The organism is Streptomyces sp. NPDC001914 (assembly GCF_042891215.1).
Classification (GTDB): Bacteria; Actinomycetota; Actinomycetes; order Streptomycetales; family Streptomycetaceae; genus Streptomyces.
In genome coordinates this window covers 367,170-393,278 of record NZ_JBIASW010000002.1, presented here as the reverse complement: position 1 = coordinate 393,278, position 26,109 = coordinate 367,170, and the positions used below count along the sequence as shown (strand labels likewise).

The 26,109-nt window shown below is 73.1% G+C and carries 17 protein-coding genes and 1 riboswitch; of the genes, 6 read left to right on the top strand and 11 right to left on the bottom strand.

Features of this window, described 5'->3' with window-relative positions; translation table 11 throughout:
- Window positions 1-7: 7 nt before the first annotated feature.
- Complete coding sequence (purH, locus tag ACFYYF_RS06775; protein ID WP_388772141.1) at window positions 8-1,597, bottom strand: bifunctional phosphoribosylaminoimidazolecarboxamide formyltransferase/IMP cyclohydrolase; 1,590 nt, start codon at window positions 1,595-1,597, stop codon at window positions 8-10.
- Window positions 1,594-2,214 carry a phosphoribosylglycinamide formyltransferase gene (gene purN / locus ACFYYF_RS06770; protein ID WP_361676460.1) on the bottom strand — a complete coding sequence of 207 codons (621 nt, stop codon included), beginning with the start codon at window positions 2,212-2,214 and terminating at the stop codon, window positions 1,594-1,596. The genes purH and purN overlap by 4 nt, the downstream gene beginning before the upstream one ends.
- A gap of 470 nt (window positions 2,215-2,684) precedes the next feature.
- On the opposite strand from purN, the gene ACFYYF_RS06765 reads away from it, so the two are divergent.
- The gene (locus ACFYYF_RS06765) at window positions 2,685-3,563 is read left to right on the top strand and encodes a hypothetical protein (RefSeq protein ID WP_388772139.1); all 879 of its coding nucleotides are present in this window, start codon (window positions 2,685-2,687) and stop codon (window positions 3,561-3,563) included.
- A 382-nt stretch (window positions 3,564-3,945) separates the two neighbouring features.
- Here ACFYYF_RS06765 and ACFYYF_RS06760 read toward each other — a convergent pair whose 3' ends face one another.
- On the bottom strand, window positions 3,946-5,793 hold the full coding sequence (locus ACFYYF_RS06760; protein ID WP_388772136.1) for a DUF6350 family protein: 1,848 nt from the start codon (window positions 5,791-5,793) through the stop codon (window positions 3,946-3,948).
- A 108-nt stretch (window positions 5,794-5,901) separates the two neighbouring features.
- Here ACFYYF_RS06760 and ACFYYF_RS06755 point away from each other — a divergent pair, with 108 nt between their 5' ends.
- Window positions 5,902-7,116 (top strand): helix-turn-helix domain-containing protein, encoded by a 1,215-nt coding sequence (locus tag ACFYYF_RS06755; RefSeq protein WP_388772135.1) that lies wholly within the window; start codon window positions 5,902-5,904, stop codon window positions 7,114-7,116.
- Between the two features lie 163 nt (window positions 7,117-7,279).
- Here the strand turns inward: ACFYYF_RS06755 and sucD are convergent, their stop codons facing one another.
- The 5 genes from sucD to ACFYYF_RS06730 form a co-directional block, all read right to left on the bottom strand.
- A complete protein-coding gene (sucD, locus tag ACFYYF_RS06750) occupies window positions 7,280-8,164 on the bottom strand; it encodes a succinate--CoA ligase subunit alpha (RefSeq protein WP_103552813.1) in 885 nt (294 codons plus the stop codon).
- Between the two features lie 21 nt (window positions 8,165-8,185).
- Window positions 8,186-9,364, bottom strand: coding sequence for an ADP-forming succinate--CoA ligase subunit beta (gene sucC / locus ACFYYF_RS06745; RefSeq protein WP_037626788.1), 1,179 nt, complete (start codon window positions 9,362-9,364; stop codon window positions 8,186-8,188).
- A gap of 446 nt (window positions 9,365-9,810) precedes the next feature.
- Window positions 9,811-10,974, bottom strand: a complete 1,164-nt coding sequence (locus tag ACFYYF_RS06740; protein ID WP_388772132.1) for a VWA domain-containing protein — start codon at window positions 10,972-10,974, stop codon at window positions 9,811-9,813.
- A complete protein-coding gene (locus tag ACFYYF_RS06735) occupies window positions 10,971-13,631 on the bottom strand; it encodes a DUF5682 family protein (RefSeq protein WP_388772129.1) in 2,661 nt (886 codons plus the stop codon). The genes ACFYYF_RS06740 and ACFYYF_RS06735 overlap by 4 nt, the downstream gene beginning before the upstream one ends.
- Complete coding sequence (locus ACFYYF_RS06730; RefSeq protein WP_361676481.1) at window positions 13,628-14,773, bottom strand: AAA family ATPase; 1,146 nt, start codon at window positions 14,771-14,773, stop codon at window positions 13,628-13,630. Before ACFYYF_RS06730 ends, ACFYYF_RS06735 begins: the two co-directional genes overlap by 4 nt.
- Window positions 14,774-14,906: 133 nt before the next feature.
- On the opposite strand from ACFYYF_RS06730, the gene ACFYYF_RS06725 reads away from it, so the two are divergent.
- Window positions 14,907-16,262: an SWIM zinc finger family protein gene (locus ACFYYF_RS06725; protein WP_388772126.1), complete on the top strand. Its 1,356-nt coding sequence runs from the start codon at window positions 14,907-14,909 to the stop codon at window positions 16,260-16,262.
- A 22-nt stretch (window positions 16,263-16,284) separates the two neighbouring features.
- Window positions 16,285-17,901, top strand: coding sequence for a DUF5691 domain-containing protein (locus ACFYYF_RS06720; protein ID WP_388772124.1), 1,617 nt, complete (start codon window positions 16,285-16,287; stop codon window positions 17,899-17,901).
- 183 nt (window positions 17,902-18,084) lie between these two features.
- On the opposite strand, the gene ACFYYF_RS06715 is transcribed toward ACFYYF_RS06720, so the two are convergent.
- Window positions 18,085-18,225: a hypothetical protein gene (locus tag ACFYYF_RS06715; protein ID WP_388772122.1), complete on the bottom strand. Its 141-nt coding sequence runs from the start codon at window positions 18,223-18,225 to the stop codon at window positions 18,085-18,087.
- Between the two features lie 89 nt (window positions 18,226-18,314).
- Entirely contained in the window at window positions 18,315-18,731 is a 417-nt protein-coding gene (locus ACFYYF_RS06710; RefSeq protein ID WP_361676490.1) for a cobalamin B12-binding domain-containing protein, read from the bottom strand.
- 811 nt (window positions 18,732-19,542) lie between these two features.
- Between ACFYYF_RS06710 and ACFYYF_RS06705 the strand changes: the two genes are divergently transcribed.
- Window positions 19,543-20,406 carry an esterase/lipase family protein gene (locus tag ACFYYF_RS06705; RefSeq protein ID WP_388772119.1) on the top strand — a complete coding sequence of 288 codons (864 nt, stop codon included), beginning with the start codon at window positions 19,543-19,545 and terminating at the stop codon, window positions 20,404-20,406.
- Window positions 20,407-20,631: 225 nt separating this feature from the next.
- Window positions 20,632-22,413, top strand: coding sequence for a M23 family metallopeptidase (locus ACFYYF_RS06700; RefSeq protein ID WP_388772116.1), 1,782 nt, complete (start codon window positions 20,632-20,634; stop codon window positions 22,411-22,413).
- Between the two features lie 147 nt (window positions 22,414-22,560).
- On the opposite strand, the gene pcrA is transcribed toward ACFYYF_RS06700, so the two are convergent.
- Window positions 22,561-25,047, bottom strand: coding sequence for a DNA helicase PcrA (gene pcrA, locus ACFYYF_RS06695; protein WP_388772114.1), 2,487 nt, complete (start codon window positions 25,045-25,047; stop codon window positions 22,561-22,563).
- Window positions 25,048-25,932: 885 nt separating this feature from the next.
- Window positions 25,933-26,102, top strand: a riboswitch (cyclic di-AMP (ydaO/yuaA leader).
- The last annotated feature ends 7 nt before the right edge of the window (window positions 26,103-26,109 follow it).

Genomic DNA, 26,109 nt, shown 5'->3' with positions numbered 1-26,109 from the left:
TGCCGGATCAGTGGAAGAAGTGCCGCGTCCCGGTGAAGTACATCGTGATGCCGGCCTTCTTCGCGGCCTCCACGACCAGCTCGTCGCGGACCGAGCCGCCGGGCTGGACCACGGCCTTGACGCCCGCGTCGGCGAGGATCTCCAGGCCGTCGGGGAACGGGAAGAACGCGTCCGAGGCCGCGTAGGAGCCGCGGGCGCGCTCGGCGCCGGCCCGCTCGACCGCGAGCTTCGCGGAGTCGACGCGGTTGACCTGGCCCATGCCGACGCCGACCGAGGCACCGTCCTTGGCGAGCAGGATCGCGTTGGACTTCACCGCACGGCAGGCGCGCCAGGCGAAGGCCAGCTCGTCGAGCTCGCCCTCGCTCAGGGCGTCGCCGGTCGCCAGCGTCCAGCTCGACGGGTTGTCGCCCGCGGCCTGGAGGCGGTCGGTGACCTGGAGCAGCGCCCCGCCGTCGACGGGCTTGATCTCGACCGGGTCGGCCGGAGCCTTGTGGGCCCGCAGCACGCGGATGTTCTTCTTCTTGGTGAGGGCTTCGAGGGCGCCGTCCTCGTACTCGGGCGCGACGATGACCTCGGTGAAGATCTCCGCGACCTGCTCGGCCATCTCCCGGGTGACCGGGCGGTTGACCGCGATCACACCGCCGAACGCGGACAGCGGGTCACAGGCGTGCGCCTTGCGGTGCGCCTCGGCGACGTTCGACGCGACGGCGATCCCGCACGGGTTGGCGTGCTTGATGATCGCGACGCAGGGGTCCTCGTGGTCGTACGCGGCACGGCGCGCGGCGTCCGTGTCCGTGTAGTTGTTGTACGACATCTCCTTGCCGTGCAGCTGCTCGGCCTCGGCGAGGCCGCCCGTGCCGGAGGTGTAGAGGGCGGCGGGCTGGTGCGGGTTCTCGCCGTACCGCAGCGTGTGCGCGCGCTCCCAGGTGGCACCGAGGAAGTCGGGGAACTGTGAGTCGTCGACGGGCGCGTACGAGGAGGCGAACCAGGACGCGACGGCGACGTCGTACGCGGCCGTGTGCTGGAAGGCCTCGGCGGCGAGCCGCTTGCGGGTGCGCAGGTCGAAGCCGCCGCCCTGGACGGCGGTGAGGACGTCGCCGTAGCGGTCGGGGCTGGTGACGACGGAGACCGAGGGGTGGTTCTTGGCGGCCGCGCGGACCATCGAGGGACCGCCGATGTCGATCTGCTCGACGCACTCGTCGGGGGTGGCGCCGGACGCGACCGTCTCCCGGAAGGGGTAGAGGTTGACGACGACCAGGTCGAACGGCTCGACGCCGAGCTCGGCCAGCTGCTGCCGGTGGCTCTCGAGACGCAGGTCGGCGAGGATCCCGGCGTGGACCTTGGGGTGCAGGGTCTTGACGCGGCCGTCCAGGCACTCGGGGAAGCCGGTCAGCTCCTCCACCTTGGTGACGGGCACACCGGCCGCGGCGATCTTCGCGGCGGTGGACCCGGTGGAGACGAGCTCGACGCCGGCGGCGTGCAGCCCACGGGCCAGCTCCTCAAGGCCGGTCTTGTCGTACACGCTGACGAGCGCGCGCCGGATGACCCGCTTGGTGCCCTCGGTGCTCTCGGCCGTGACTGTGCTGTCGGCGGTCACTGGATAACTACCTTTCGTCCCTCAATGCGATAGCCGTTGCGGGCGAGCCGCCCCACGACATCGACGAGCAGCCTTCGCTCGACTTCCTTGATGCGCTCGTGCAGAGCGCTCTCGTCGTCCTCGTTGCGGACCTCGACCACGCCCTGGGCGATGATCGGTCCGGTGTCGACGCCGTCGTCGACGAAGTGGACGGTGCAGCCGGTGACCCGGGCTCCGTACGCGAGCGCGTCACGGACGCCGTGGGCGCCGGGAAAACTGGGCAGCAGCGCGGGATGCGTGTTGACGAACCGTCCGCCGAAGCGGGCGAGGAATTCCTTCCCCACGATCTTCATGAACCCGGCGGACACGACGAGATCGGGCTCGTACGCGGCGGTTGCCTCGGCGAGCGCCCGGTCCCAGTCGTCCCGGCTGCCGTGGTCCTTGACCTTGCACACGAAGGTCGGGAGTCCGGCACGCTCGGCCCGCGCGAGCCCCTCGATGCCGTCCCGGTCGGCGCCGACGGCCACGATCTCGGCCCCGTAGGCCGCAGGGCCCGCCTCCGCGACGGCGTCGAGCAGTGCCTGCAGATTCGTACCTGATCCGGAGACCAGCACGACGAGGCGCTTGGTCTTGGCCACGAGGGGGCCCTTTCTCGGGGGAGCGTTTGTACGGTCGTACGAATGCTTCGCGCCCCGGGATACGGGGAAGTCTACGAAGCGGCCGACCGTCAGCAACGATACCGGCACACCGGGCGGCCCCCACGGGACGGGGGCGAGGCCGGAAGGTAGCGTCTGGGGAGGATCCACCCGGGAAGGCCTCCGGCACGGGGAACGCCCTGTGCGCGCGGGACGTTGACCTGGGACGAGAACGAACGTCCGGGGCGTGCCCCCGGCACCACCCGCGGCACGGGTTCGGGAGACATCCGGAACCCGCGTCCAGGGGTACGAAACTCGGGGCGCGAGTCCGGAGTGCGAGGCTCGGGGCGTCGGTCCGGGGCGGACCGGCCGGCGCGTCAGCCCGGGAGGACCCGCCCGGGGCGTGCGTCGCGAGCGCGAAGCCGTGTGGACCCACCGCCTGCCAGAACCACCAAGGGGAAGACGCTCACCTGATGCCGGACCGCAGTCTCCGACTCCCTTCGCTCCTGCTGCGCGAGCGGCGCTCTTCGTCCACCCCGCCGAGGCCGGGCGAGGGCGGCTCCACCGGCGGGCCCGGCTCCGCGGACGGGAACGGCGGCGGCTCGGCGGGCGGAGGCGGCACCCCCTCGGGCGAGGGCGGACCCGACGCGCCCGGCACTCCCCCGTCCGGCGGGGCCTCCGGCCAGGAGGACAACCCGTTCGCGCCGCCGCCGGAGGGAACACCCGACCGGCCCTGGCAGCCGCGCCGGCCCGCGCAGGGCTCCGGCGAGAACGACGGGGGCGGACAGCAGGGCTCCGGGCACTCGCCCTGGGGCAGCCAGTGGAGCGACCGTCAGCCCGGCCCCTCCAGCGGCGGCGGTTTCGGCGACCGGCCGGGCGCGCCGCAGGGACAGGGCGGACCCGAGGGCGGACCCGAGGGCGGACCCGGCGGGACGCCCGGCGGAGGCATGCGCTGGGACCCCACGGACCCGGCCCAGCGTCGCGCGCGTTACGCACTGCTCTCCGGCATGTGGGCGTTCTTCTTCGTCCTCTTCGGCTGGCCGTACGTGGCGCTGCTGCTCGGCGCGCTCGCCCTGTACTGGGGCGGCAGCGCGCTGCGTTCCAGGTCGCGTACGCCGGACCCCGACTCCCCGGCTCCCGACCCGAACGTCCGCCCGCAGACGACCGCCGCGGTGAGCGGCATCGTCACGGCGTCGCTGGCCATCGTGCTGGTCGCCGGGGTCTTCACCGCCCACCTCGTCTACAGCGACTACTACTCCTGCACGAACGACGCCCTGACGACCGCCGCGAAGAAGTCCTGCAACGACCTCCTCCCGAAGGACCTGCGCGGAATCCTGGGCACCCACGACTGACACCGCCCGGCTGCCCGGCACCGGCCACGAGGCCGTTCCGGCCCCGGACGCGTAACGGAACCGCCCCCGGCAGAAGACCGGTCCGCCCCGCGGCTTCTCGGAGTTCGCTCCTGGCCCGGACGCACCGGAGGCCGCGACGGCGGTCCCGGTCCGGGCGGAGAGCCGGTCCGCCGCCCGGCTCCCGGAGTCCACTCCGCGCCCGGACCCGCCGGAAGCCGCGACAGCGGGGCCCGGTCCGGACGGCGGGGCGAGCCGGACGCGCCGGACGCCGCAAGGGCGGGGCCCGGTCCGGGCGGTGGGGCGGGCCGCTCCCCTCGGGGGCCGGGCCTGGGGCTGTCGCCGGTTCACGGCTCCCCCGTCTCCGGGTTCTCGAACAGTCCCTCTACTCCGGTCCGTTCCGGTGCTCCGGGCCCCGCGGGCTCCCGCCGTCCGCCGGGTCCCCCGGACCTTCGGAACTCTCCCGGTGTTCCCGGGACTCCGGCTCCTCCGACTTCGGTTCCGGCTCCGACTCCGGCTCCACCTCCGAAGACCCGTTCGCCTTCTTCAGGGCCTCCCATCGGGATTCCCTCGACTCCTCGCCGTGCCAGCCGCCCCCCGTGGCCTCGCCCGGCAGCGGGTCGTACGGCTCGAAGGGGTCGTAGGAGTCGTACGGGTCGTACGCCTCGTACGGGTCGAAGCCCTCGACGACCGACGCCGGCACCGTGGGATCGGCCTGGCCTGACATGGACGCCGCCCCCTGGTGCGGAACCGGCGTCGGCACCGCCATCGCGGCGGTGCCCCCGCGCCCCGGCAGCCAGGCACGCAGCCGCGACAGCCGCAACGACTGCGCCAGCCACGACGGCCGCCCCGCCTGCCGCACCCCCCGGCGCGCACCCGCGCCCCCGGCCGGCGCACGCCCCCGGTCCCGCCACTCGGCCGCGGCCGCCGCGACGGGAATCCCGACGACCGCCGTCCACACCGCCGTCGCGGGCCCCACCTGCCACCACACCGGCCCGAAATGCGCCAGGGCGCGGACCCCGAGCGGCCCCCCGGCCAGCCCGGCGAGCAGACCGAGCGCGACGCCGCAGCACCCGGCGGCGATCGAGACGACGGCCACCGTCCGCCCGAGCGGCCAGGGTTCCTCCCGCTCCGGGTTTCCCCGCGCGGCCCCCGACTTCACCGCGAACCACGCGACCGTCACCCCGGCGGCCAGCGGCACCAGCGCGCTCGGCCAGGGGGACGGCGCCCCGGAGCCCGCCTGCGGCAGGGCCGCGAGCAGCGGAAACGCGGGAAGCAGTTCGGTCGGCGCGTGCGCCGCGGAGACGGCCGCGGTCAGCGGACCGGCGACATGACCCGCACTCAGGACGACTCCGGGCCCGAGACCGTAGGCGGCCCCCCACACGGCGGCGTTCGGCGCCAGGACCAGACACAGCAGCAGGACGGCGAACCGGCCCGACCATCCCCCGGTGAGCTGCACGAACGAGGCGCGCGCCGTGTCGCCGTGCCAGACGAGCGACGCCGCCACGAGCAGGGCCCCGCCCGCGACGAGGACCACGATCCCGGCCGCGGCGGCCCGCGCCGCACCGCCGAGCACCCGGCCGTCGGCGGCGACGAGACGGCGTACGGCCGAGACCGGGCGCCCCCCTGTTCGCGGATGCTTCCCGGCGGCCCGTCCTCCCCCGAACGGACCCGGTCCCCACGGCCGCCCGTACGCCGTCCAGACCCCCGCTCCCGCGGCGCTCACCGCGAGGAGGGGCAGACAGATCGCCGCCCAGGTCCAGGAGGGACGCAGGGTCCCGCCCGAGGCGTACAGCACGGTGGCCCAGCCGACGGACAGATAGCCGGCCACGACCCCGGCCCACGCCGTGTGCGGCGACGAACCCGACGTGGCGTCGGCCGCCTCGCGTGCGGCCCGGTGCAGCAGCCACACGGGGAGGGCGAGCAGGAGCAGCGGCGTCACGCCCACCGGCATCGGCAGGCCGGAGAGGGTGTCGGTGCGGATCAGCTCCACGCCGTGCGCGAGCAGCCAGAGCCCGGCGGCGACGTGCAGCGCCCCGTCCGGTCCGCTGTCCGGGTAGGGCGAGCTGATCCACAGCACCATGACGAGGATGGCGAACCAGGCGAGCCCGAGCCCCGCGGCGAAGACGCCGCCCAGGAGGCTGGCGGCCAGTCCGGGTGAACGGTCGCGCATCCGGGTGAGCAGGTGCGACAACGAGAGCCTGCGGTCGGTGATTTGGGTCACGGCTCTCATGCTCCCAACGACACGCGCTTTCTCGTCGTAACAGGCGAACCCTGGATGTGTCGCTCAATATGCAGTTATGTACTTTTTCGTACGAAGGGGCTGTCTGTGGAACCCGAGATGACACAGAGCCCCGCCACCCCGCTGCCGGCGCCCAAGGAGCGCCGCCGCCTGCGCGAGGGCCGGTCGCTGACCCAGGCCGAGGTGGCCACCCGGCTCGGCGTCAGCCGGTCGACGGTGCGCTCGTGGGAGAGCGGCCGTTCGGCCCCGCGCGGCCGCATGCGGGAGGCGTACACGAGGCTGCTCATGACCGATCCCTCCGCCGCCCGGCCGGAGGTGACCGTCCCTCAGGAGGACGTCACACCCGAGCTGGTGGGGGCGGGTACGGGCGGCGAGACGCCGGCCGGCACCGGAAGGAAGGGGCCCGCCCGAGTCGGGCGACGGCCCGGGCGGAACCGGGCCGAGGGGCGGCTCGCCGCGGGGGTGCCCACCGAGGAGTGGCTCGTCGAGGACGCGCACGCCGGTCTCTCGGAGCCCTCGCTGACGCCCGCTCAGGCCTTCGACGCGCTCTACGCGTTCTGCGCCCCCGCCCTCGTACGACAGACCTATCTGCTGACCGGGCGGCGCGAACTGGCCCGCGAATCCGTGGAACGGGCCTTCCAGCAGGCCTGGTACCGCTGGCCCGAGGTGGCCGTGGACCGGGACCCGGCCGGATGGGTGCGCGCGACGGCGTACGAGTACGCGCTCTCCCCGTGGCACCGGCTGCGCCCCCGCTACCGTCACCCGGAGGCACCGCCCGCCGGTGCCGCCGACCGCGCCCTGCTCGACGTACTCCTCGAACTGCCGCCCGTGTACCGGCGCACCCTGCTGCTGTTCGACGGTGTGGGGCTCGGCCTGCCGGAGACCGCGGCCGAGACGGAGGCGAGCACGCCCGCGGCGGCCAACCGGGTGCTGCACGCGCGTGAGGCCGTCGCCGAACGGCTGCCGGAACTGGCGTCGCCGGAGGACCTGCACCGGCGGCTCACCGAACTCGCGAGCGCGGAGCGGCTGCGCGCGGCGAAGCCCCGGACCGTCCGCTGGCACGGAGAGCGGCGGGCCCAGCAGTGGACCCGGGCGGCCATCGCCTTCACGGTCCTGCTGATCGGGGTGACCGTCCTGACGCTCGGCACGGCCCCGGACCACTACGAGGAGCCTCTCGCGCCGCCGGAGACCATCCACGGCCTGCCGCCCAAGGCCGCGCCCGGGCCGCTGTCCGCGGCGGAGCTGAAGCTGCGCGCCCGGCTGCGGTCCCAGGAGATGCACGGTCCGGAGCGGCTGATCCCGGAGAGCCGCTGAGCCCGGAGAGCCGCTGCGCCCGGAGAGCCGCCGAGCGGGAGGACCGCCGATCCCGGGGGACCGCCGATTCGGGTGACCGCGGGGGACACGGACAGCACGGAACGCCGGTGGGCCCGCACCCTCGAAGGAGTGCGGGCCCACCGGCGTTCGGTCGGGCGTCGGCTCAGCCCGCGAGGATCTCGCGCGCGAGCTTGGCCGTCTCGGTCGGCGTCTTGCCGACCTTGACGCCGGCGGCCTCGAGGGCCTCCTTCTTCGCGGCGGCCGTGCCGGAGGAGCCGGAGACGATGGCGCCGGCGTGGCCCATGGTCTTGCCCTCGGGCGCGGTGAAGCCGGCGACGTAGCCGACGACCGGCTTCGTCACGTTGGCCTTGATGAAGTCGGCCGCGCGCTCCTCGGCGTCGCCGCCGATCTCGCCGATCATGACGATCAGGTCGGTGTCGGGGTCGGCCTCGAACGCGGCGAGCGCGTCGATGTGCGTCGTGCCGATGACCGGGTCGCCACCGATGCCGACGGCGGAGGAGAAGCCGATGTCACGGAGCTCGTACATCATCTGGTACGTCAGCGTGCCGGACTTCGAGACCAGGCCGATGCGGCCCGGCTTCGTGATGTCGCCCGGGATGATGCCGGCGTTGGACTGACCCGGGGTGATGAGACCGGGGCAGTTCGGGCCGATGATGCGGGTCTTGTTGCCCTGCGCCACGGCGTACGCGTAGAACGCGGCCGAGTCGTGGACGGCGATGCCCTCGGTGATGACGACCGCGAGGGGGATCTCCGCGTCGATCGCCTCGACCACGGCGGCCTTGGCGAAGGCCGGCGGCACGAAGAGGACGGACACGTTGGCGCCGGTCTTCTCCATGGCCTCGGCGACCGTGCCGAAGACGGGGATCTCGGTGCCGTCGATGTCGACGGAGGTGCCCGCCTTGCGCGGGTTCACGCCACCGACGATGTTCGTGCCGTCGGCCAGCATGAGCTTGGTGTGCTTCATGCCCGTGGCACCGGTCATGCCCTGGACGATGACCTTGCTGTCCTTGTTGAGGAAGATAGCCATGGCTGTTTAGTCCCTCGTCCCTTACTTCGCAGCCGCGAGCTCGGCGGCCTTGTCGGCCGCGCCGTCCATGGTGTCCACGCGCTGGACCAGCGGGTGGTTGGCGTCCGACAGGATCTGACGACCCAGCTCGGCGTTGTTGCCGTCGAGACGCACGACCAGCGGCTTGGTGACTTCCTCGCCCTTGTCGGCGAGGAGCTGAAGCGCCTGGACGATGCCGTTGGCGACCTCGTCGCAGGCGGTGATGCCACCGAAGACGTTGACGAAGACAGACTTGACGTCCGGGTCGCCGAGGATGATCTCCAGGCCGTTCGCCATGACCGCGGCGGAGGCGCCGCCGCCGATGTCGAGGAAGTTGGCGGGCTTGACGCCACCGTGGTTCTCACCGGCGTACGCGACGACGTCGAGGGTGCTCATGACGAGACCCGCGCCGTTGCCGATGATGCCGACCTCACCGTCGAGCTTGACGTAGTTGAGGTTCTTGGCCTTGGCGGCGGCCTCGAGGGGGTTGGCGGCCGCGTGGTCGACCAGCGCCTCGTGGTCGGGCTGACGGAACTCGGCGTTCTCGTCCAGCGACACCTTGCCGTCGAGGGCGATGACCTTGCCGGAGGCGACCTTGGCGAGCGGGTTCACCTCGACGAGGAGGGCGTCCTCCTTGATGAAGGTGTCCCACAGCGTCACCAGGATCTCGGCCACCTGGTCGGCGACCTCGGCCGGGAACTTCGCCTGGGCGACGATCTCGCGGGCCTTCTCGATCGACACGCCTTCGTTGGCGTCGACCGGCACCTTCGCGAGGGCGTCGGGGTTCTCCTCCGCGACGACCTCGATCTCCACGCCGCCCTGGACGGACGCCATGGCGAGGAAGGTGCGGTTGGTGCGGTCGAGGAGGTACGAGACGTAGTACTCCTCGACGATCTCGGGCGCGGTCTCGGCGATCATCACCTTGTGGACCGTGTGGCCCTTGATGTCCATGCCGAGGATGTCCGTCGCGCGGGCGACGGCCTCGTCCGGGGTGGCGGCGAGCTTGACGCCGCCGGCCTTGCCTCGGCCACCGACCTTCACCTGGGCCTTGACGACGGACTTGCCGCCAAGACGCTCGGTCGCCTCGCGGGCTGCCTCAGGCGTGTCAATGACTTCACCGGCCAGCACCGGTACACCGTGCTTGGCGAAGAGGTCCCTCGCCTGGTACTCGAACAGGTCCACGCGCGTCCGTCCCTATCAGTGATCTCGCGGTTCGTTGGATGCGTGGGCGTGCCGCGAAGGGCAACGTGACGTCCGCTGTCACAAGGGTGGCGCACACGGTGTCCGAGCGCGCGGCATGTCCGTCTCGCAGGTTATCGCCGCCGGGCACGGGACCCTAAATCGCAGCTCACACCACAGCGGTGATACCTGTCACAGAACGGGCCCGGGACCGGCCCTCACCTGGCCCGGGGGCACCCCGTGAGGCCCTGTGAGCAGCCGCTGAGGGCCCCGCGCGGCCCTCCGGGCCCCAGAGGCGGACCGGCCGGCGGGGGCCGGGGAGCCCGGTCTGGCGGATCCGGCGGCTTTCCGCCGTCCGGGTCTCCCGAACCGACCCGAACCGATCCGAACCAATCTGAACCGATCTGAACCGATCTGTATCGGTCATCCGCGGTCAGGACGGAAACCCCTCACCTCGTGTCCGGGACCGGCAGCGGCCGCTTCTCGATCGCCGCCGCCATCACCTCGGGGAAGAGGTCGGGTGTGCAGGCGAACGCCGGCGCGTCGAGCGCCGCGAGCGCCGCCGCGTGCTCACGGTCGTACGCGGGCGCCCCCTCGTCGGACAGCGCCAGCAGCGTCACGAACTGCACCCCCGACGACTTCATCGCCGCGACCCGCTTCAGCATCTCGTTGCGGATCCCGCCTTCGTAGAGGTCGCTGATGAGGACGACGACCGTGTCGGCCGGTCTGGTGATCTGCGCCTGGCAGTAGGCGAGCGCCCGGTTGATGTCCGTGCCGCCGCCGAGCTGGGTGCCGAAGAGGACGTCGACCGGATCGTCGAGCTGGTCGGTGAGGTCGACGACGGCCGTGTCGAACACGACGAGCCGGGTCGCGATGGACCGCATGGACGCCAGCACGGCACCGAACACGGAGGCGTAGACGACCGACGCCGCCATCGACCCCGACTGGTCGATGCAGAGGATGACCTCCTTCTTCACCGACTGAGACGCCCGCCCGTAGCCGATCAGCCGCTCGGGCACGACCGTGCGGTACTCGGGCAGGTAGTGCTTCAGGTTGGCCGCGATCGTGCGGTTCCAGTCGATGTCGTGGTGGCGCGGCCTGCTGATCCGGGCGCTGCGGTCGAGGGCACCGGTGAGCGTGGCCCGGGTGCGGGTGGCGAGCCGCTTCTCCAGGTCCTGGACGACCTTGCGCACCACGGCCCGCGCGGTCTCCTTCGTCGTCTCCGGCATGGCCTTGTTGAGGGAGAGGAGGGTGCCCACCAGATGCACGTCCGCCTCCACCGCCTCCAGCATCTCGGGCTCCAGGAGCAGGGCGGAGAGCCCGAGCCGGTCGATGGCGTCCCTCTGCATCACCTGGACGACGGAGGAGGGGAAGTGGGTCCGGATGTCACCGAGCCAGCGCGCGACCGACGGCGCCGACGCCCCGAGCCCCGCCGAGCGGTCCCGCCCCGGCCGTCCCCCGCTCCCCTTTCCGTAGAGCGCGCCCAGCGCCCCGTCCATGGCGGCCTCCCGGCCGGAGAGCACGCATCCGGTGCCGTCCGCCTCGTCGCCGCCGAGCACCAGCCTCCAGCGCCGCAGCCGCTCGTCCCCGGCACTCAACGCCGCCTCGGTCATGGAGCCACCCTCACAAGATCGTTGTCGATGCCGGCGTCGGTTCCGGTGCCGGTACGGCTTTCGGTGCCGGTACGGCTTTCGGTGCCGGTGCCGATGTCGGTTCCCGCGCCGCTGTCGGTGCCGGCTCCGCCGTCGCTGCCGGCTCCGCTCTCCGTGCCGGAGTCGGCCAGCCCCAGCAGCAGGCTCAGCAGCGGCAGAACGGCGTCGGCGCGCTCGGTGTCGAGGTCGGGCGCGAACCCGGGTATGCCGGAGCCGGACCCGGTGGCCTGCGCGTGCGCCCGGGGCGCGGGACCGCGCCGGACCAGCTCGCCCAGGGTCCTGCGCACCCCCGTCTCGTACGCCGAGAACGTCCGGCGCAGCAGCGGCAGCACGTCGGTGAACGCCTCCGCCGGCACCCCGGTCAGCCATGTGTCCACCAGCCCGAGCAGCCGCTCGTCGTGCACGAGGAGCATGCCGCCGGAGCCGCCCCCGACGAACCCCTCGATCCACGCGGCCCCGTCCGCGGGTTCCGTGCCCGGCGACAGCACGAGGCCCATGAGCCGGGCGGCCTCCTCCTGGGCCAGCTCCCCTTCGTCGAGGAGCAGGCGGACCGCCCGGCCCCTGACCACTCCCGGAACGGTGTCCCGCGCGGCGAGCACCCGCAGCACCGAGTGCCAGCGCCCGCGGATGCCCGGAGGCCCGTCGGTCCCCAGGGCCGCCTCCCCCAGCAGCCCCACCGCCCCGTGCACGGCGTCGAGGTGGCCGCGCATCTCCTCGGCGGCGTCGCCGTCGAGGGAGGCGCAGGCCGGCGGGAGGCCCACGAAGACGCGTTCGGCGAGGCCGGCCGCGACCCCGCCGAGGGCCTGGGTGTCCGTGCCGCGTACGTCGCCGTAGCGCAGGGAGCGGACGAGGGCGGGCAGGGCCTGCGCGAGGTGACCCACGTCCGTGTCGAGGGCCGCCCGGTCGGCGAGGACCCGCATCACCACGGGCAGCGCGTCCGGAAGCTCGGCGAGGAGGCAGCGCTCGGCGAGGGCCGTGACGTCCCCCAGCGACGGCGCGCCGACGGCGTCCGCCTCGGCCTTGGCCGTCGCGGCCGACACGACGGTCGTGCCCCACACACCGGCCTCGGCGACCCGCACCGACAGCTCCGGCTCCCAGCGCAGCCGCCAGGTCTCCCGGAAGGTGCCCGTGCTGCCGCGGGACGCCGCGGGCTCGCCCCATCCGACACCCAGGAGCCGCAGCCGGTGCAACAGGGTGCTGCGCCCCGCGTCGGTCTCCTTGCGCAGGTCGAGCTCCACCTCCCGCTCCAGCGCCTCGGGCTTGAGCCGCAGCCGCCGCTGCGCCTGCGTGAGGTCTCGCTGCAACGGCACCGCCGGGGCGGATTCCGGCACCTCACCGAGCACCTCGCCGACCACGAGCCGGTCGCGCACCAGGTCCAGGGGGACGTCCGAGCCCTCGCACATCACGGCGCGGACGGCGTCGGTGGTCTCGGTCAGTCCCGGCAGCGGGCGGCCGCGCATCGCGGCGAGCGTGCCCGCCAGGCGCACGGCCTCGATGACGTGGGCCGACGACACGCCCCGGTCCTCGTCGCGCAGCAGCCTGGCCACCTTGGTCATCCACCGCTCGACGGGGCGGTCGGGGGCGCCGAACAGATGCCCGTACCAGCCCGGCGAGTCGATGCCCGCTCCGTACCCGCTGGCGCGGGACAGCCGGCGGTGTGTCCAGGGCACCCACGTGAGCTGGACCTTGGCCTTGGGCAGCCCCTTCAGGAGTGCCCGGTCGGCGCCGACCGTGGCCCGCTGCCGCAGGGCGGGCACGTGCCAGGCCCCGCACACCACGGCCACCGCGTCCCCGGACTCGCGCTGTGCCGCCCTGATCTGGAGCCGCATGTAGGCCTCGCGCACCAGGTCCCGGTCGTGGCCGCCGACCCCGTACACCTCGCGCAGCGACCCCATGGCCTCCTCCAGCACGGCGAACGGTGCGAACGGGTCGTCGGCCGCGCCGGACCGGTGCTCGACCACGTCCTCCCACCAACGCTCCGGATCGTCGTACCCGGCCGTCTCGGCGAGCACCGCGAGGGGGTCGATCCGGACGGCGGCCGCGTCGGCGGACCGGCCGGGACCACCTGCCGTGCCGGGATCCACCGCGTTGACTCCGTCCGGTTCCGGTGCCGCGTCGCCTCCGGAACCGGGGACGCCGGGGACACCGCGGTTCCCGTCCAGGGGCGGGGCGTCGAGAGGCGCGCCGCCGGGCCCGTCCCCGTCCCCGTCGGGGTCCGTGCCCTGCTCGTCGTCTCTCCCCCAAGCCAGGGTGTGGGCGGCCGGGAGGTCGATGAAACGGGCCTGCGCCCCGTGCTCCAGCGCCCACTGGATCGCCACCCACTCCGGCGAGAACTCGGCCAGCGGCCAGAAGGCCGACCGGCCGGGCTCGTCGACGACGTGGGCGAGCAGCGCCACCGGGGGCCGCATGTCCTTCTCGCCGGCCAGCGGGACGAGCGCGTCCGCCTCGGGCGGCCCCTCGATCAGCACGACCCGGGGCGCCGCCGCCTCCAGCGCCGCCCGCACGGCCCGCGCCGACCCGGGTCCGTGGTGCCGCACGCCGAGCAGCAGCGGCCCGGGCCCCCGGGCGAAGGTCCCGCGCTCCGGACCGGGCGGCCCGGCGTCCCGCCCGGCGCTCATGCGCTCACCTCGCGGCAGGCACGGTAGAAGTCCTTCCAGCCGTCCCGCTCGCGGACGACCGCTTCCAGATACTCCTGCCAGATGACACGGTCGGCGGCCGGGTCGCGCACGACGGCGCCTAGGATGCCCGCGGCTACGTCGCTCGCCCGCAGGACTCCGTCACCGAAGTGGGCCGCCAGAGCGAGGCCGTTGGTGACGACGGAGATCGCCTCGGCCGTGGACAGGGTGCCGCTGGGCGACTTCAGCTTCGTCCGGCCGTCGGCCGTGATCCCGTCACGCAGCTCCCGGAAGACGGTGACGACCCGGCGGATCTCGTCGACGCCGTCGGGCACGGCGGGCAGGTCGAGGGAGCGGCCGATCTGGTCGACCCGGCGCGAGACGATGTCGACCTCGGCGTCGGCGCTCTCCGGCAACGGCAGCACCACCGTGTTGAAGCGGCGGCGCAGGGCGCTGGAGAGTTCGTTCACCCCGCGGTCGCGGTCGTTGGCCGTGGCGATGAGGTTGAACCCGCGGACGGCCTGCACCTCCTGGCCCAGCTCCGGGATCGGCAGGGTCTTCTCGGAAAGGATCGTGATCAGGCTGTCCTGCACGTCCGCGGGCACACGCGTCAGCTCCTCGACGCGGGCGGTCATGCCCTCGGCCATGGCCCGCATGACGGGGCTCGGCACGAGCGCGTCACGGCTGGGCCCGTGCGCGAGCAACTGCGCGTAGTTCCAGCCGTACCGGATGGCCTCCTCCGGTGTGCCGGCCGTGCCCTGCACGAGCAGGGTCGAGTCGCCGCTGACCGCGGCCGCCAGATGCTCGGACACCCACGTCTTCGCGGTGCCGGGCACGCCGAGCAGGAGCAGGGCCCGGTCCGTGGCGAGGGTGGTGACGGCGACCTCGACGATGCGGCGCGGCCCCACGTACTTGGGAGTGATCACGGTGCCGTCCGGCAGCGTGCCGCCCAGCAGATAGGTGGCCACGGCCCAGGGCGACAGCAGCCAGCGCTCGGGGCGGGGCCGGTCGTCCTGCGCGGCGAGCGCGGCGAGTTCGGCGGCGAAGGCGTGCTCGGCGTGCGGTCGCAGCGCCTCGCTCGGCCGGCTCGCCCCCTTCTCTCCCGCGGGTGCGTCAACGGACGTCGGTTCAACGGACACGGACATGCCTCGGTCCCCCTCCAGCTCGGCCGGTTCGGATCTGGTTCCACCGTGCACCACGCCACTGACAACGCGCTCTGACCTGCGCAGACATGGCCGCCGGGGCCGATTGTCAGTGGCGGGTCCTACCTTCGATCGCATGACACAGCAGGCGGTGCGCTGGACGGCGGATCAGGTGCTGGCACTGGCGCCTGACGCCGCGTCACGCAAGGCGGGGAGCAAGCTCGGCGCGGCCGGCCCGTGGTCCGAGGCGGGCAGTACGGAGGAGGGGACGGTATGGGGACTGTGCAGGGGAAGCGGCAGCAAGCCGTATCAGACGGTCGTGGACATCGCGGACTCGACGGGTCCCGCTTACAAGTGCAGTTGCCCGAGCCGGAAGTTCCCGTGCAAGCACGCGCTGGGGCTGCTGCTGCTCTGGGCGGGCGCGGACGGGGTGGTGCCGTCCGCGCAGCCGCCGGAGTGGGCCGCCCAGTGGTTGGAGGGCCGGCGCAGGCGCGCGGAGAGCAGGAGCTCGCCGGGCGGGGGATCTGGAGCCGCCTCCGCGGGTGATCCCGAGGCGGCCCGGCGCCGGGCCGAACGCCGGGCCGAGCGGATCACCGCGGGGACGTCGGAGCTGGAGCAGCGGCTGGCGGATCTGCTGCGCGGCGGCCTCGCCTCCGCCGAACGGGCTGGGTACGGGATGTGGGAGGAGACGGCGGCCCGGATGGTCGACGCCCAGGCACCCGGACTGGCCTCGCGCGTGCGGGAGTTGGGGGCGATCCCGTCGTCCGGGCCGGGCTGGCCCGTGCGGTTGCTGGAGGAGTGCGCGCTGCTGCATCTGCTCGACCAGGGCTGGCTGCGGCGCGAGCGGCTGCCGGACGACCTGGCCGCGACGGTCCGCTCCCGCGTCGGGCTGCCCGGCTCCGCGGACGGCCCGCCGCTGCGCGACCGCTGGCTGGTCCTCGCCCAGTACGACACGGCGGACGCCCGGCTCACCACACGCAGGATCTGGCTGTACGGCGCCGAGTCCGGCCGCACGGCCCTGATCCTGTCCTACGGCGCCGCCGGCCGGGCACCCGAACTGGCGCTTCCAGTGGGGCTGGCCTTCGAGGCGGAGCTGTCCGCGTACCCGGGAGCCGGCCAACTGCGGGCGGCGCTGGGCGAACGGTTCACCGCCCCGGCACCCGCGGCGATCCGGCCGAAGGGGCTGACCACTCCTCAGGCCGCCGCCCGTTACGGCGAAGCGCTGCGCGCCGATCCCTGGCTGGACTCCTGCCCCGTCACCCTGGAGCGGGTGATACCGACCCCGGACGGCGACGCGTGGCAACTCGCCGACGCCGATGGCGACTCGGCGCTCCCGCTCAGCCCCTCCTCGCTGTCCCAGCCCGAACTGTGGCGCCTGGTCGCCTTGTCCGGCGGCGCGCCGGTCACGGTCTTCGGCGAGTGCGGCCACCGCGGCTTCACCCCGCTGACGGCATGGCCGCGGGGCGAGGGCGAGGCGGTGCCGCTGTGCTGACCTCCGTACGGAAAGGACGTTCATGACCACCGCACCGGCTTCCCCGGGCACGCCCGGCGGCGGCTCCTGGGAGGAGCTCGTCACCGTGGCGCTGCTCGGCACCGAGCGGCGCACGCTTCCGGGCCAACGGCCCGGGCAGCAGGCTCCCGTGGCGCTGCTGGACGCGGCGGCCGTGGAGACCGTACGGCGGCGGGCCGGAGTCCGGCCGGCGCGGGCGGCGGCCCGTCCGGAGCCCGCGGCACCGGACGGACGGACCCCGCTGCCGCCCGCCGCGGCCCGACGGCTCTCGACTCTGCTCGCGGACCGGCCCGGGACGGGAGGCGGCGGCCGCAGAGGCGCGGCACCCGACCTCGTCGAACTGCTGCCCCAGTGGCTGGCCCTGGCGAACGCACGCGGTTTCGCCGCGCCCCCGCAGGCCCTTCCTGCGCTTCTCGACGCGGCCCGGGGGCGCACGGACCTGCGGCCCGCCGCCCTCGCCTTCGCCGGGCCGCGGGCACTGTGGCTGGCCGGGCTGAACCCCGAGTGGCGGTTCGCGCTGCGCAGCTCGCCGGGCGGCGCCACCACGCCGCCGGAGAAGGCCGAGGACGTACAACGGCTGTGGCAGGAGGGGCTGTTCGCGGAGCGGGTCACGCTGCTGGCGGCGGTCCGGGCCAAGGATCCGGCCACCGGACGCGCCCTGCTCGTCGCCACCTGGGCTACGGAGCGGGCCGAGGACCGGCTGATGTTCCTGGACTCGCTCCGGTCCGGACTGTGCGCCGAGGACGAGGCGTTCCTCGAAGGGGCCCTGGCCGACCGCAGCCGCAACGTACGTGCGACGGCGGCCGAGCTGCTGTCCGCGCTGCCGGGGTCGGCGCTCGCCGCGAGGATGGCGGACAGGGCCGCCTCGTGCGTGGCCCTCGACCATACGCGCGAGACCCCGGCGATCACGGTCGAGGCACCGCACGAGTGCGACGCGGCGATGGAGCGGGACGGGGTGGTGCCGAAGCCGCCGGCCCGCCGGGGAGAGCGGTCCTGGTGGCTGGGCCAGCTCGTCGAGGCGGCACCCCTGCGCACCTGGGTGGATCGGCTCGGCGGCCGCTCACCGGAAGAGGTGGTGGCGCTGCCCGTGGCGGACGGCTGGCAGGGGGAACTGCACGCTGCATGGTGCCGGGCGGCGGTGCGGCAGCGCGATCCCGCGTGGTCGAGGGCGCTCCTCGGGCCGCCCTCCGCTCCGGAGGCCGGGGGGCCGGGGGCGGTGTCGCTGGCCGAGCGGGCCAAATTGCTCGCCACGCTGAGCCCGGGGGAACGGGCCGACTGGGTGGCCGGGTTCATCGGTACGCACGGACTGTCCGAGGCGTTCCAGTTGCTCGGGGTGTGCGCGGTGCCCTGGGCGGGGAGCCTGGGGCGGGCGGTGGTGGACGCCCTCGACATCGCGCGGGACGCGGGGAGCTTCCCGTGGAGCTTCAGCGGGGTGATGGGGCTGGCCGAGCGCTGCCTCGACCCCGCGGAGGCGGCGCGGCTCGAAGGTCTCACCTCGGTCCCCGACGAGTCGGAGCACGCGGCGCCGGGCTCCGGCGACTACTGGGCCGAAGCCTTCCAGCGGCTCGTGACGACCCTGCGACTGAGAGCGACCATGTCCGCCGAACTCACGGCACCGTGACCGCCCCTCGCGGAGAACCGGGCGAAACCGAGCCCTCCGGCGCCGAACCGCTCCGGCGCTGGGGACGCCGAAGGCCACCGGGGTCCACGCGGGCGGGGGTACCCGGCGGCCACGCGGACCGACGCGGACACGGGCGCGGCACCGATGGCCAGGTGGACCCGCCGCAGGCGTAGGCACCGGCGGTCACGCGGACCCGGCGTAGGCACCGGCAGTCTCGGCGCAGGCGTAGGCGTAGGCGTAGGCGTAGGCGTAGGCACCGACGGTCACATGGCCCGCACCGGCACACGCGCAGGCACCGGCGCTCACGGTGGCCGGTACAAGCACCGGCGGTCACGGTGGCCGGTTCGAGCACCGGCAGTCACGGTGGCCGGTTCGAGCACCGGCATGTCACACGGGTCGGCGCAGGCGCCCGGTCACGTGCCGGCCGGCTGCCTGACGTTCGCGCGGACCCAGTCCACGATGGACACCGTCGTCGCGCCCGGGGTGAAGATCTCCGCGACGCCCTTCTCCTTGAGGGGAGCGATGTCCGCCTCGGGGATGATGCCGCCGCCGAAGACCTTGATGTCCTCGGCCTCGCGCTCCTTGAGAAGGGCGATGACGGCCGCGAAGAGCGTGTTGTGGGCGCCGGACAGGATGGACAGGCCGATCGCGTCGGCGTCCTCCTGGATCGCGGTGTCGACGATCTGCTCGGGGGTCTGATGAAGCCCGGTGTAGATGACCTCCATACCGGCGTCGCGCAGCGCCCGCGCGATCACCTTGGCCCCACGATCGTGGCCGTCGAGCCCCGGCTTGGCCACCACCACGCGGATCGGACCGGCTGCCACACCCATCACTGCCTCCATGAACGAGCTACTTCGACCTGCACCTACGAAGACTGCCGACGCACGGCCTGCGACGGCCACCGCCGGACGAGGACCGGCAGCCGATCGAGGAACCACCGACCGGGATTCACCACCGGGGTACACCGACCGACCACTCTTGACTACCCGCCGTCACCGACAGGCGCTCCTCGACCGCACCGACTACTGACCATCGACACATATCGCTCAGTTTTCCGCGCGCCACACCGGATGACTCGGAATCACCGATCGCGCCCAAGCGGCACAGGCGTCCCGGGGCCCTTTCGGTCCGAGAAGTGAACGAACGTTATCGCCAGCATCCCGCAACCGGCAGTTTCGCGGTCGGGACCGAGGGGGAAATCACACACTGGGACAAGTTCGCCGCGCACGGTTCCGTACGGCGGCACTGGCGCCGCAGGCAGTTGCGGCGTACGGGCCTCGGCCGGAGCAGGCGCAAGAAGAGCCGCGACCAGGTGGCCGCACAGCATGTCGTCAGCGGGACGGCGTGGTGCTGGGGCACATCGGCGACGGCACGACAGCGGGGAGCGAGGCCGGGCGGCAGGACCACGGGAACACGAGGGCGACTCCACGCCACGACACGACGCCGTGCACCCAGCGCGGCGGACCGTCGGGGAGCCGGGGTCGGCGTCGTATACCGCGCCTTCGCCGAGCACTCCGCAGCGTCACCGGTCTCACACCCCGGGGACGCGTCGTGGGCCGCCGCCGTCGCCGACCTCACGGCTTTCCACTAGGGCACACGGGGGACGGAGTGGTCCTCCCGCGTGCCGACTGGAGGTCGGCCATGAAGGTGACCGAGGCTGCGTCGCCCTTTCTCCCCCTGTGCCAGCGCCTGTTTCCGACGAAACTGGCCGGGCTCTCGGTGGCCCTGCTGAAGGCCACGGCACTGGAGCTCGCGATCCTCGCCGGGCACCTCCTCCTCTATCCCTCCGGCATCACACAAGAACGCCGCACCGGTCATCCGCTCCCCCCGTCCGACGTCGCCGCCCCGCTGCCCACCGAGGCCAAGCCCCCGGTCGTCCTGCTGCACGGTTTCATCGACAACCGCTCCGTCTTCGTCCTGCTGCGCCGCAATCTCGCCCAGCACGGCCGGCAGCACGTCGAGTCCCTGAACTACTCGCCGCTGACGTGCGACATCCGTACGGCGGCGGAACTGCTGGGCCGGCACATCGAGGAGATCTGCGAGCGCACCGGCCACGACCGGGTGGACATCGTCGGACACAGCCTCGGCGGGCTCATCGCGCGCTACTACGTGCAGTGCCTCGGCGGCGACAGCCACGTCCGCACCCTCGTCACGCTCGGCACCCCGCACTCGGGCACCCGGGTCGCGCCGCTGATGAACGCGCACCCGATCGTCCGCCAGATGCGCCCCGGTTCCCCGGTGATCGAGGAACTGACCGGTCCCGCTCCGGGCTGCCGTACGCAGTTCGTCAGCTTCTGGAGCGACCTCGACCATCTGATGGACCCGCTGGAGACGGCCTGCGTCGAGCACCCCGACCTGCTCGCCCAGAACGTCCGCGTGAGCGGGGTCGGCCATCTCGCGCTGCCCGTGCACCCGGCCGTCGCGACCGGCATCCGGCAGGCACTCGACCTCGAGGTGTCCGGACCCACCGCCGTGACCCGACGCGGCGGACTCACCGTGGCATGAGGGACGGCCTCACCATGGCGTGAGGGCGGCTCCACGCCGGCGTGAGGCGGCGCGGAAACACTCCGCGGGAACGAGAAACGCGCCCCGAGGGGACGAGAAGCGGTCCGAGGGCGGCCGTCGGGAGGGCTGACGGCCGCCCGACGGCCTTCCCGGCAGCCGAAATCCTCGAACATCAATCGAACGCCAGGCCAAGCCCTTGCCCGCCCTCCCCCGAAACACGGCCGAATGCCCGTTTCCCGCGACGGGGAAACCTGCCGAAGATTGTCGCGCCCGCATACCGCCGGGTACAGTCGCCGCACTGCTCTGCCAGCCCCTGTTGTCGAGGCGAAAGAGAAGTTGGTGAACGACCGTCACCCGTCGGGGATCGCGACTCCCCCGGCCCCGGCTTCCGACGCCGCCTCGGCGTCCTACGCGTCCTACGACGCGCAAGAAGCCCAGTACGGCGACTTCACCGCGTACGGCGACTACACCGCCACGGCCTTCGACCCGGGCGCGGCCACCATGGGCGCCTACGCCGGCGCGGACTACTCCGGTGACCCGCTCTTCGGCACCCTGCCGGACGGTTCCGGAACCGGCTCGTACGACGCCACGCAGTGGAACGCGGGAGTCCAGCAGCCCATGGGCTACGACCCGTACGCGGCGCAGCACTCCGGCTACGACACCGGCGCCCACAACAGCGCGGCCTGGACGAACGGTTACCAGCAGCCCGCCGACATCCCCGCGCAGCATCCGGGCCCCGACGCCTCGGGCCAGTGGGACTCCGGCGCCTGGGTCCAGCCCGAGCAGCCGCTCGGCGGCACCCAGCAGTGGACCGTGCCGACGCAGGAGACGGGCGCGTACGACGCCACGCAGTGGAACAGCGCCGGCGGCCAGGACGCGTACCAGGCCCACGAGCACCCGCAGACGGAGACGTACGAGCACGCGCAGACCCCTTCGTACGACCAGCCGCAGGCGGAGTCCGCGTCGTACGACCACGAGCTGACGCAGCTCGACATGACCTACGAGGGCGCGTCCGGCGCGGCGGAGGCGGTGCCCTTCGACCAGCAGGCCACCGCGACCTTCGACCAGGCGCTCCACGGCCGGCCCGACGCGGACGAGGACGAGTTCGGCCCGGCCGAGTTCGACCCGGCCGAGGACTTCGCGGGCGCGGACGGCGCCGAGGACGGCTACGACCCGTACGACGAGGGGCACGAGCGGCCGCTGCTGGAGGACCAGGAAGAGATCACCCCGGTCCGGCGGCCCGCGTCGCGGAGCGGTTCCCGCGCCCGGCGCCGCAGCCCCGCGAAACGTTCCGCTCTGCTGACCGTCGCGGTGCCCTCCGCCTGTGTCATGGGGGTCGCGGGGATCGCAGCCGCCTCCGTGGGCGGTGTCGGCGGCCTCGGCGGAAGCGACTCGAAGGACACCACCGCCAGCGCCTCCGACGCGACCTCGGTGAAGCCGTCGGCCGCCAACGTCAAGCTGGACACCCAGCTCCAGAGTCTGTCCGCCGGCGCGGACGACTTCGCCGACCGGGCCAGCCGCACGCAGGAACGTATCGATCTCAAGGCGCAGCAGGCGACGGAGAAGAAGAAGGCGGCGGAGGAGGCGGCCCGCAAGGAGCGGCTGCGTCCGAAGTTCGCTCTTCCCGTGGCGCAGCAGGGTCTCAGCGCCTACTTCGGTCAGGCCGGCGTCAACTGGATGTCGGTGCACACGGGCATCGACTTCCCCGTCTCCTACGGGACGCCGGTGATGGCCGCGACCGACGGGACCGTCCGGACGCAGTGGAACAGCGCGTACGGCAACATGATGATCGTGACGGCGATGGACGGCACGGAGACGTGGTACTGCCACCTCTCCACGTACAAGGTCGCCTCGGGCACCACCGTCAAGGCCGGTGACCAGATCGCCTTCTCCGGGAACTCCGGCAACTCGACCGGCCCGCACCTGCACTTCGAGGTCCGCCCGGCCGGCGGTTCCGCGATCGACCCGCTGCCGTGGCTGCGCAGCCACGGACTGGACCCCACGTAGGAACCCGGATCGCTGTCGGGAACCCGGCCGCCGCGTGAACCTGGTCGGGAACCCCGCCGGCATGTGACCACGGGCGAGAATCCGGCGCCCGCGGCCTCGGCCGTCCGTCTCCGGACGGCCGAGGACCCCTGCGAACGGTCTCGCGGACTACAGCTTCTCCACCGGCGCGTACCGCAGCAGCAGCCGCTTCGGCTTGGGCTCTCCGAAGTCGACCGTCGCCTCCGCGTTCGCGCCCGTCCCCTTCACGCCGACGACGGTGCCGAGGCCGAACTGGTCGTGCGTGACCCGGTCCCCGACGGCCAGCGAGACCACCGGCTTCTCGGTGGCGCCGCGGCGGGTGGCGAACCCGGAGGCACCCGAGGCCGCGGACCGCGAACGAGAGGACGACAGGGAGGCGGCGACACCGGAGACGGGACCGGCGGGCCTGGCCGACGTCGCTCCCGTGCGCTTCCAGTCCAGATGGGTCGCCGGGATCTCCTCCAGGAAGCGGGAGGGCGGGTTGTACGAGGGCTGTCCCCAGGCGCTGCGCATCGAGGACCGGGTGAGGTAGAGCCGTTCCCGCGCGCGGGTGATGCCGACGTACGCGAGGCGCCGCTCCTCCTCCAGTTCCTTGACCTGTCCGAGCGCGCGCATGTGCGGGAAGACGCCGTCCTCCATGCCGGTCAGGAAGACCACGGGGAATTCGAGGCCCTTGGCGGTGTGCAGGGTCATCAGGGTGATGACGCCGTTGCCGTCCTCCTCGTCCGGGATCTGGTCGGAGTCGGCGACGAGCGCGACCCGTTCCAGGAACGCGGAGAGTCCGGGCGGGGTCTCGCCCTCACCGGTCTCCTGCTCGAACTCCAGGGCCACGGCGGCGAGTTCCTGGAGGTTCTCGATCCGGGTCTCGTCCTGCGGGTCGGTCGACGCCTGCAACTCGGCGAGATAGCCGGTGCGTTCGAGGACGGCCTCCAGGATGGTGGCCGGGCCCGCGCCGGACTCGACGATCGTCCGCAGGTCCTCCATCAGCGTGTTGAACCGCTTGACCGCGTTGGTGGAGCGCGCGGCCATGCCGTAGGCCTCGTCGACGCGGCGCAGCGCCTGCGGGAAGCTGATCTTCTCGCGCTGTGCCAGGGCGTCGATCATCGCCTCGGCGCGGTCGCCGATGCCGCGCTTGGGCACGTTCAGGATGCGGCGCATCGGGACGGAGTCCTCGGGGTTGGACAGCACCCTGAGGTAGGCGAGGACGTCCCGGACCTCCTTGCGCTCGTAGAAGCGGACGCCGCCGACGACCTTGTACGGCAGGCCGACGCGGATGAAGACCTCTTCGAAGACGCGGGACTGCGCGTTCGTGCGGTAGAAGACCGCGACGTCGCCGGCCCTGGCCTCGCCCGCGTCCGTGAGACGGTCTATCTCGTCGGCGACGAACTGGGCCTCGTCGTGCTCGGTGTCCGCGACGTAGCCCGTGATGTTCGAGCCCGCGCCCGCGTTGGTCCACAGGTTCTTGGGGCGGCGCGACTCGTTGCGCTCGATGACCGCGTTGGCGGCGGACAGGATCGTCTGGGTGGAGCGGTAGTTCTGCTCCAGCAGGATCGTCGTCGCGTTCGGGTAGTCCTCCTCGAACTGGAGGATGTTGCGGATGGTCGCGCCGCGGAAGGCGTAGATCGACTGGTCCGCGTCACCCACCACGCACAGCTCGGCGGGAGGCAGGTCGTACTCGCTGGGGGGTACGTCCACCGGGTGCTCGGAGGTCCCGACGAGTTCGCGGACGAGGGCGTACTGCGCGTGGTTGGTGTCCTGGTACTCGTCGACGAGGACGTGCCGGAAGCGGCGGCGGTAGTGCTCGGCGACGTCCGGGAAGGCGCGCAGCAGGTTGACCGTGGTCATGATCAGGTCGTCGAAGTCGAGCGCGTTGGCCTCGCGCAGCCGCGACTGGTACAGCGCGTACGCCTGGGCGAGGGTCTTCTCGAAGCCGTCGGTGGCCTGGGCGGCGAAGTCCTCCTCGTCGATCAGCTCGTTCTTCAGGTTCGAGATCTTGGCGCTGAACGACTTCGGCGGGAAGCGCTTGGGGTCGAGGTCGAGGTCACGGCAGACGAGCGCCATCAGGCGCTTGGAGTCCGCGGCGTCGTAGATCGAGAACGACGAGGTGAAGCCGAGGGTCTTGCTCTCGCGGCGCAGGATGCGGACGCAGGCGCTGTGGAAGGTCATCACCCACATCGCGTTGGCGCGCGGGCCCACGAGCGCCTCGACCCGCTCCTTCATCTCACCTGCGGCCTTGTTGGTGAAGGTGATCGCGAGGATCTGGCCGGGGTGGACGTTCCGCTCGCCGAGCAGGTGCGCGATGCGGTGGGTGAGGACGCGGGTCTTGCCCGAACCGGCTCCGGCCACGATGAGCAGCGGGGAGCCGGAGTGGACCACGGCCGCGCGCTGGTTCTCGTTCAGTCCGTCCAGCAGGGCCGCCGGGTCCACGGCGGGCCTGGGCGCGCCGTCGCGGTAGTACGCGTCCCGGCTCGGCGGCACGTCGAACTTCCCGCCGAACAGATCGTCCGGAACCGGTTCCGGTACGTGGTCGTCCTCGGGCGGCGGCGGGTGTTCGTCCTCGTGGGCCGCGGAGGGCTGGAGGGCCGCCAGGAAGCTGTCGTCAAAGAGGCTGCTCATCGCTCTCCGAGTCTAGGCCGCCCCACCGACAGCCCGCCGCCACCCCGAGAACTCGGCCCGAACTCGGGCGCCCGGCGAGCACCAGGGGTTCACGGCTCCCCCGTCGTCATCTCACCCCGCGTGACGGCACACGACGGTCCGGTCACCCGGCGTGAGACCCGGCCACCGACCGCGGCCGGAGCGGCACCCGTCCGGCGTTCTTGTCGATGCGAGGGCCCCGGGGCCGGCGGGAACGAGGGAGGAGGCCGACCGGGCCGGCGGAGAAGCGAGCGGTCCGACCGGCCGGGCACGAAGGCGACCGGCCCAGCGGGAGGGGGGGCCGACAGGAAGGAGGGCCGGCGCGAAGACAGGCCGGCGCGGAAACGGGCCGCCGCGAAAACGGGCCCGCGCGAAGGCAAGCCGGGCGGACCGACCAGCCGGGCGGGAAGGAGGGACCGCCGACCAGCCAAGCGGGACGAAGGGAGGGCGAGCGGGCGGGAAGGCGGGCGGGCCCACGAGCCGGGCTGGAAGAAGGGGGAGCGAGTGCGGCGGCCAGGACAGGGCGAGCGGGTTGCCTGCGACAGCACATGTGGCGGCGCCTGCGACGGCACGTGCGGGGCGTCTGCGACGAGACGCGCGGGGCGTCTGCGACGGCACGCGCGGCGGCACCTGCGGTGCGCCCGCGACGAAACATGGGGCGACGCCTACGGCAGCGTACGCGGGGGCTGCGGCGGCGCATGCGCGGCGACAGCGGAGGCGGCACCTGCGAGAGGTCTGCGACGGCACATGCGGCAAAGGTCACGGAAATGTATCGGGCGTATCGGGCATCAACCTTCACACGGGCCACACCGGTTGGCTAGCGTGCTCGAAGGCCGCTCGACCGCATCCGGCGAACATCGCCGGGCCGGGCGGCCTCCGCCGAGTCCGGTGCGCCGCGAGGCCCCGGAGCCGGGGACCCACCGACCTTGGGGTGAATCGGTCCAACCGCCTTGTGGGGCACGGACCGTAGGGCAGCCTTCCGGAACCACCCGCCCGAACCCGACAGCTAACTCGGTAGGCGGATGACGGAAGGAGTCGCCTCTC

Coding starts and splice junctions, on each gene's coding strand:
- sucD (WP_103552813.1), bottom strand. CDS start 8,164: ATGGCTATCTTCCTCAACAAGGACAGCAAGGTCATCGTCCAGGGCATG.
- ACFYYF_RS06705 (WP_388772119.1), top strand. CDS start 19,543: ATGAAGGTGACCGAGGCTGCGTCGCCCTTTCTCCCCCTGTGCCAGCGC.
- ACFYYF_RS06725 (WP_388772126.1), top strand. CDS start 14,907: ATGACACAGCAGGCGGTGCGCTGGACGGCGGATCAGGTGCTGGCACTG.
- ACFYYF_RS06710 (WP_361676490.1), bottom strand. CDS start 18,731: ATGGGTGTGGCAGCCGGTCCGATCCGCGTGGTGGTGGCCAAGCCGGGG.
- pcrA (WP_388772114.1), bottom strand. CDS start 25,047: ATGAGCAGCCTCTTTGACGACAGCTTCCTGGCGGCCCTCCAGCCCTCC.
- ACFYYF_RS06720 (WP_388772124.1), top strand. CDS start 16,285: ATGACCACCGCACCGGCTTCCCCGGGCACGCCCGGCGGCGGCTCCTGG.
- ACFYYF_RS06700 (WP_388772116.1), top strand. CDS start 20,632: ATGCCCGTTTCCCGCGACGGGGAAACCTGCCGAAGATTGTCGCGCCCG.
- ACFYYF_RS06730 (WP_361676481.1), bottom strand. CDS start 14,773: ATGTCCGTGTCCGTTGAACCGACGTCCGTTGACGCACCCGCGGGAGAG.
- ACFYYF_RS06740 (WP_388772132.1), bottom strand. CDS start 10,974: ATGACCGAGGCGGCGTTGAGTGCCGGGGACGAGCGGCTGCGGCGCTGG.
- ACFYYF_RS06735 (WP_388772129.1), bottom strand. CDS start 13,631: ATGAGCGCCGGGCGGGACGCCGGGCCGCCCGGTCCGGAGCGCGGGACC.
- ACFYYF_RS06765 (WP_388772139.1), top strand. CDS start 2,685: ATGCCGGACCGCAGTCTCCGACTCCCTTCGCTCCTGCTGCGCGAGCGG.
- ACFYYF_RS06755 (WP_388772135.1), top strand. CDS start 5,902: ATGACACAGAGCCCCGCCACCCCGCTGCCGGCGCCCAAGGAGCGCCGC.
- ACFYYF_RS06760 (WP_388772136.1), bottom strand. CDS start 5,793: ATGAGAGCCGTGACCCAAATCACCGACCGCAGGCTCTCGTTGTCGCAC.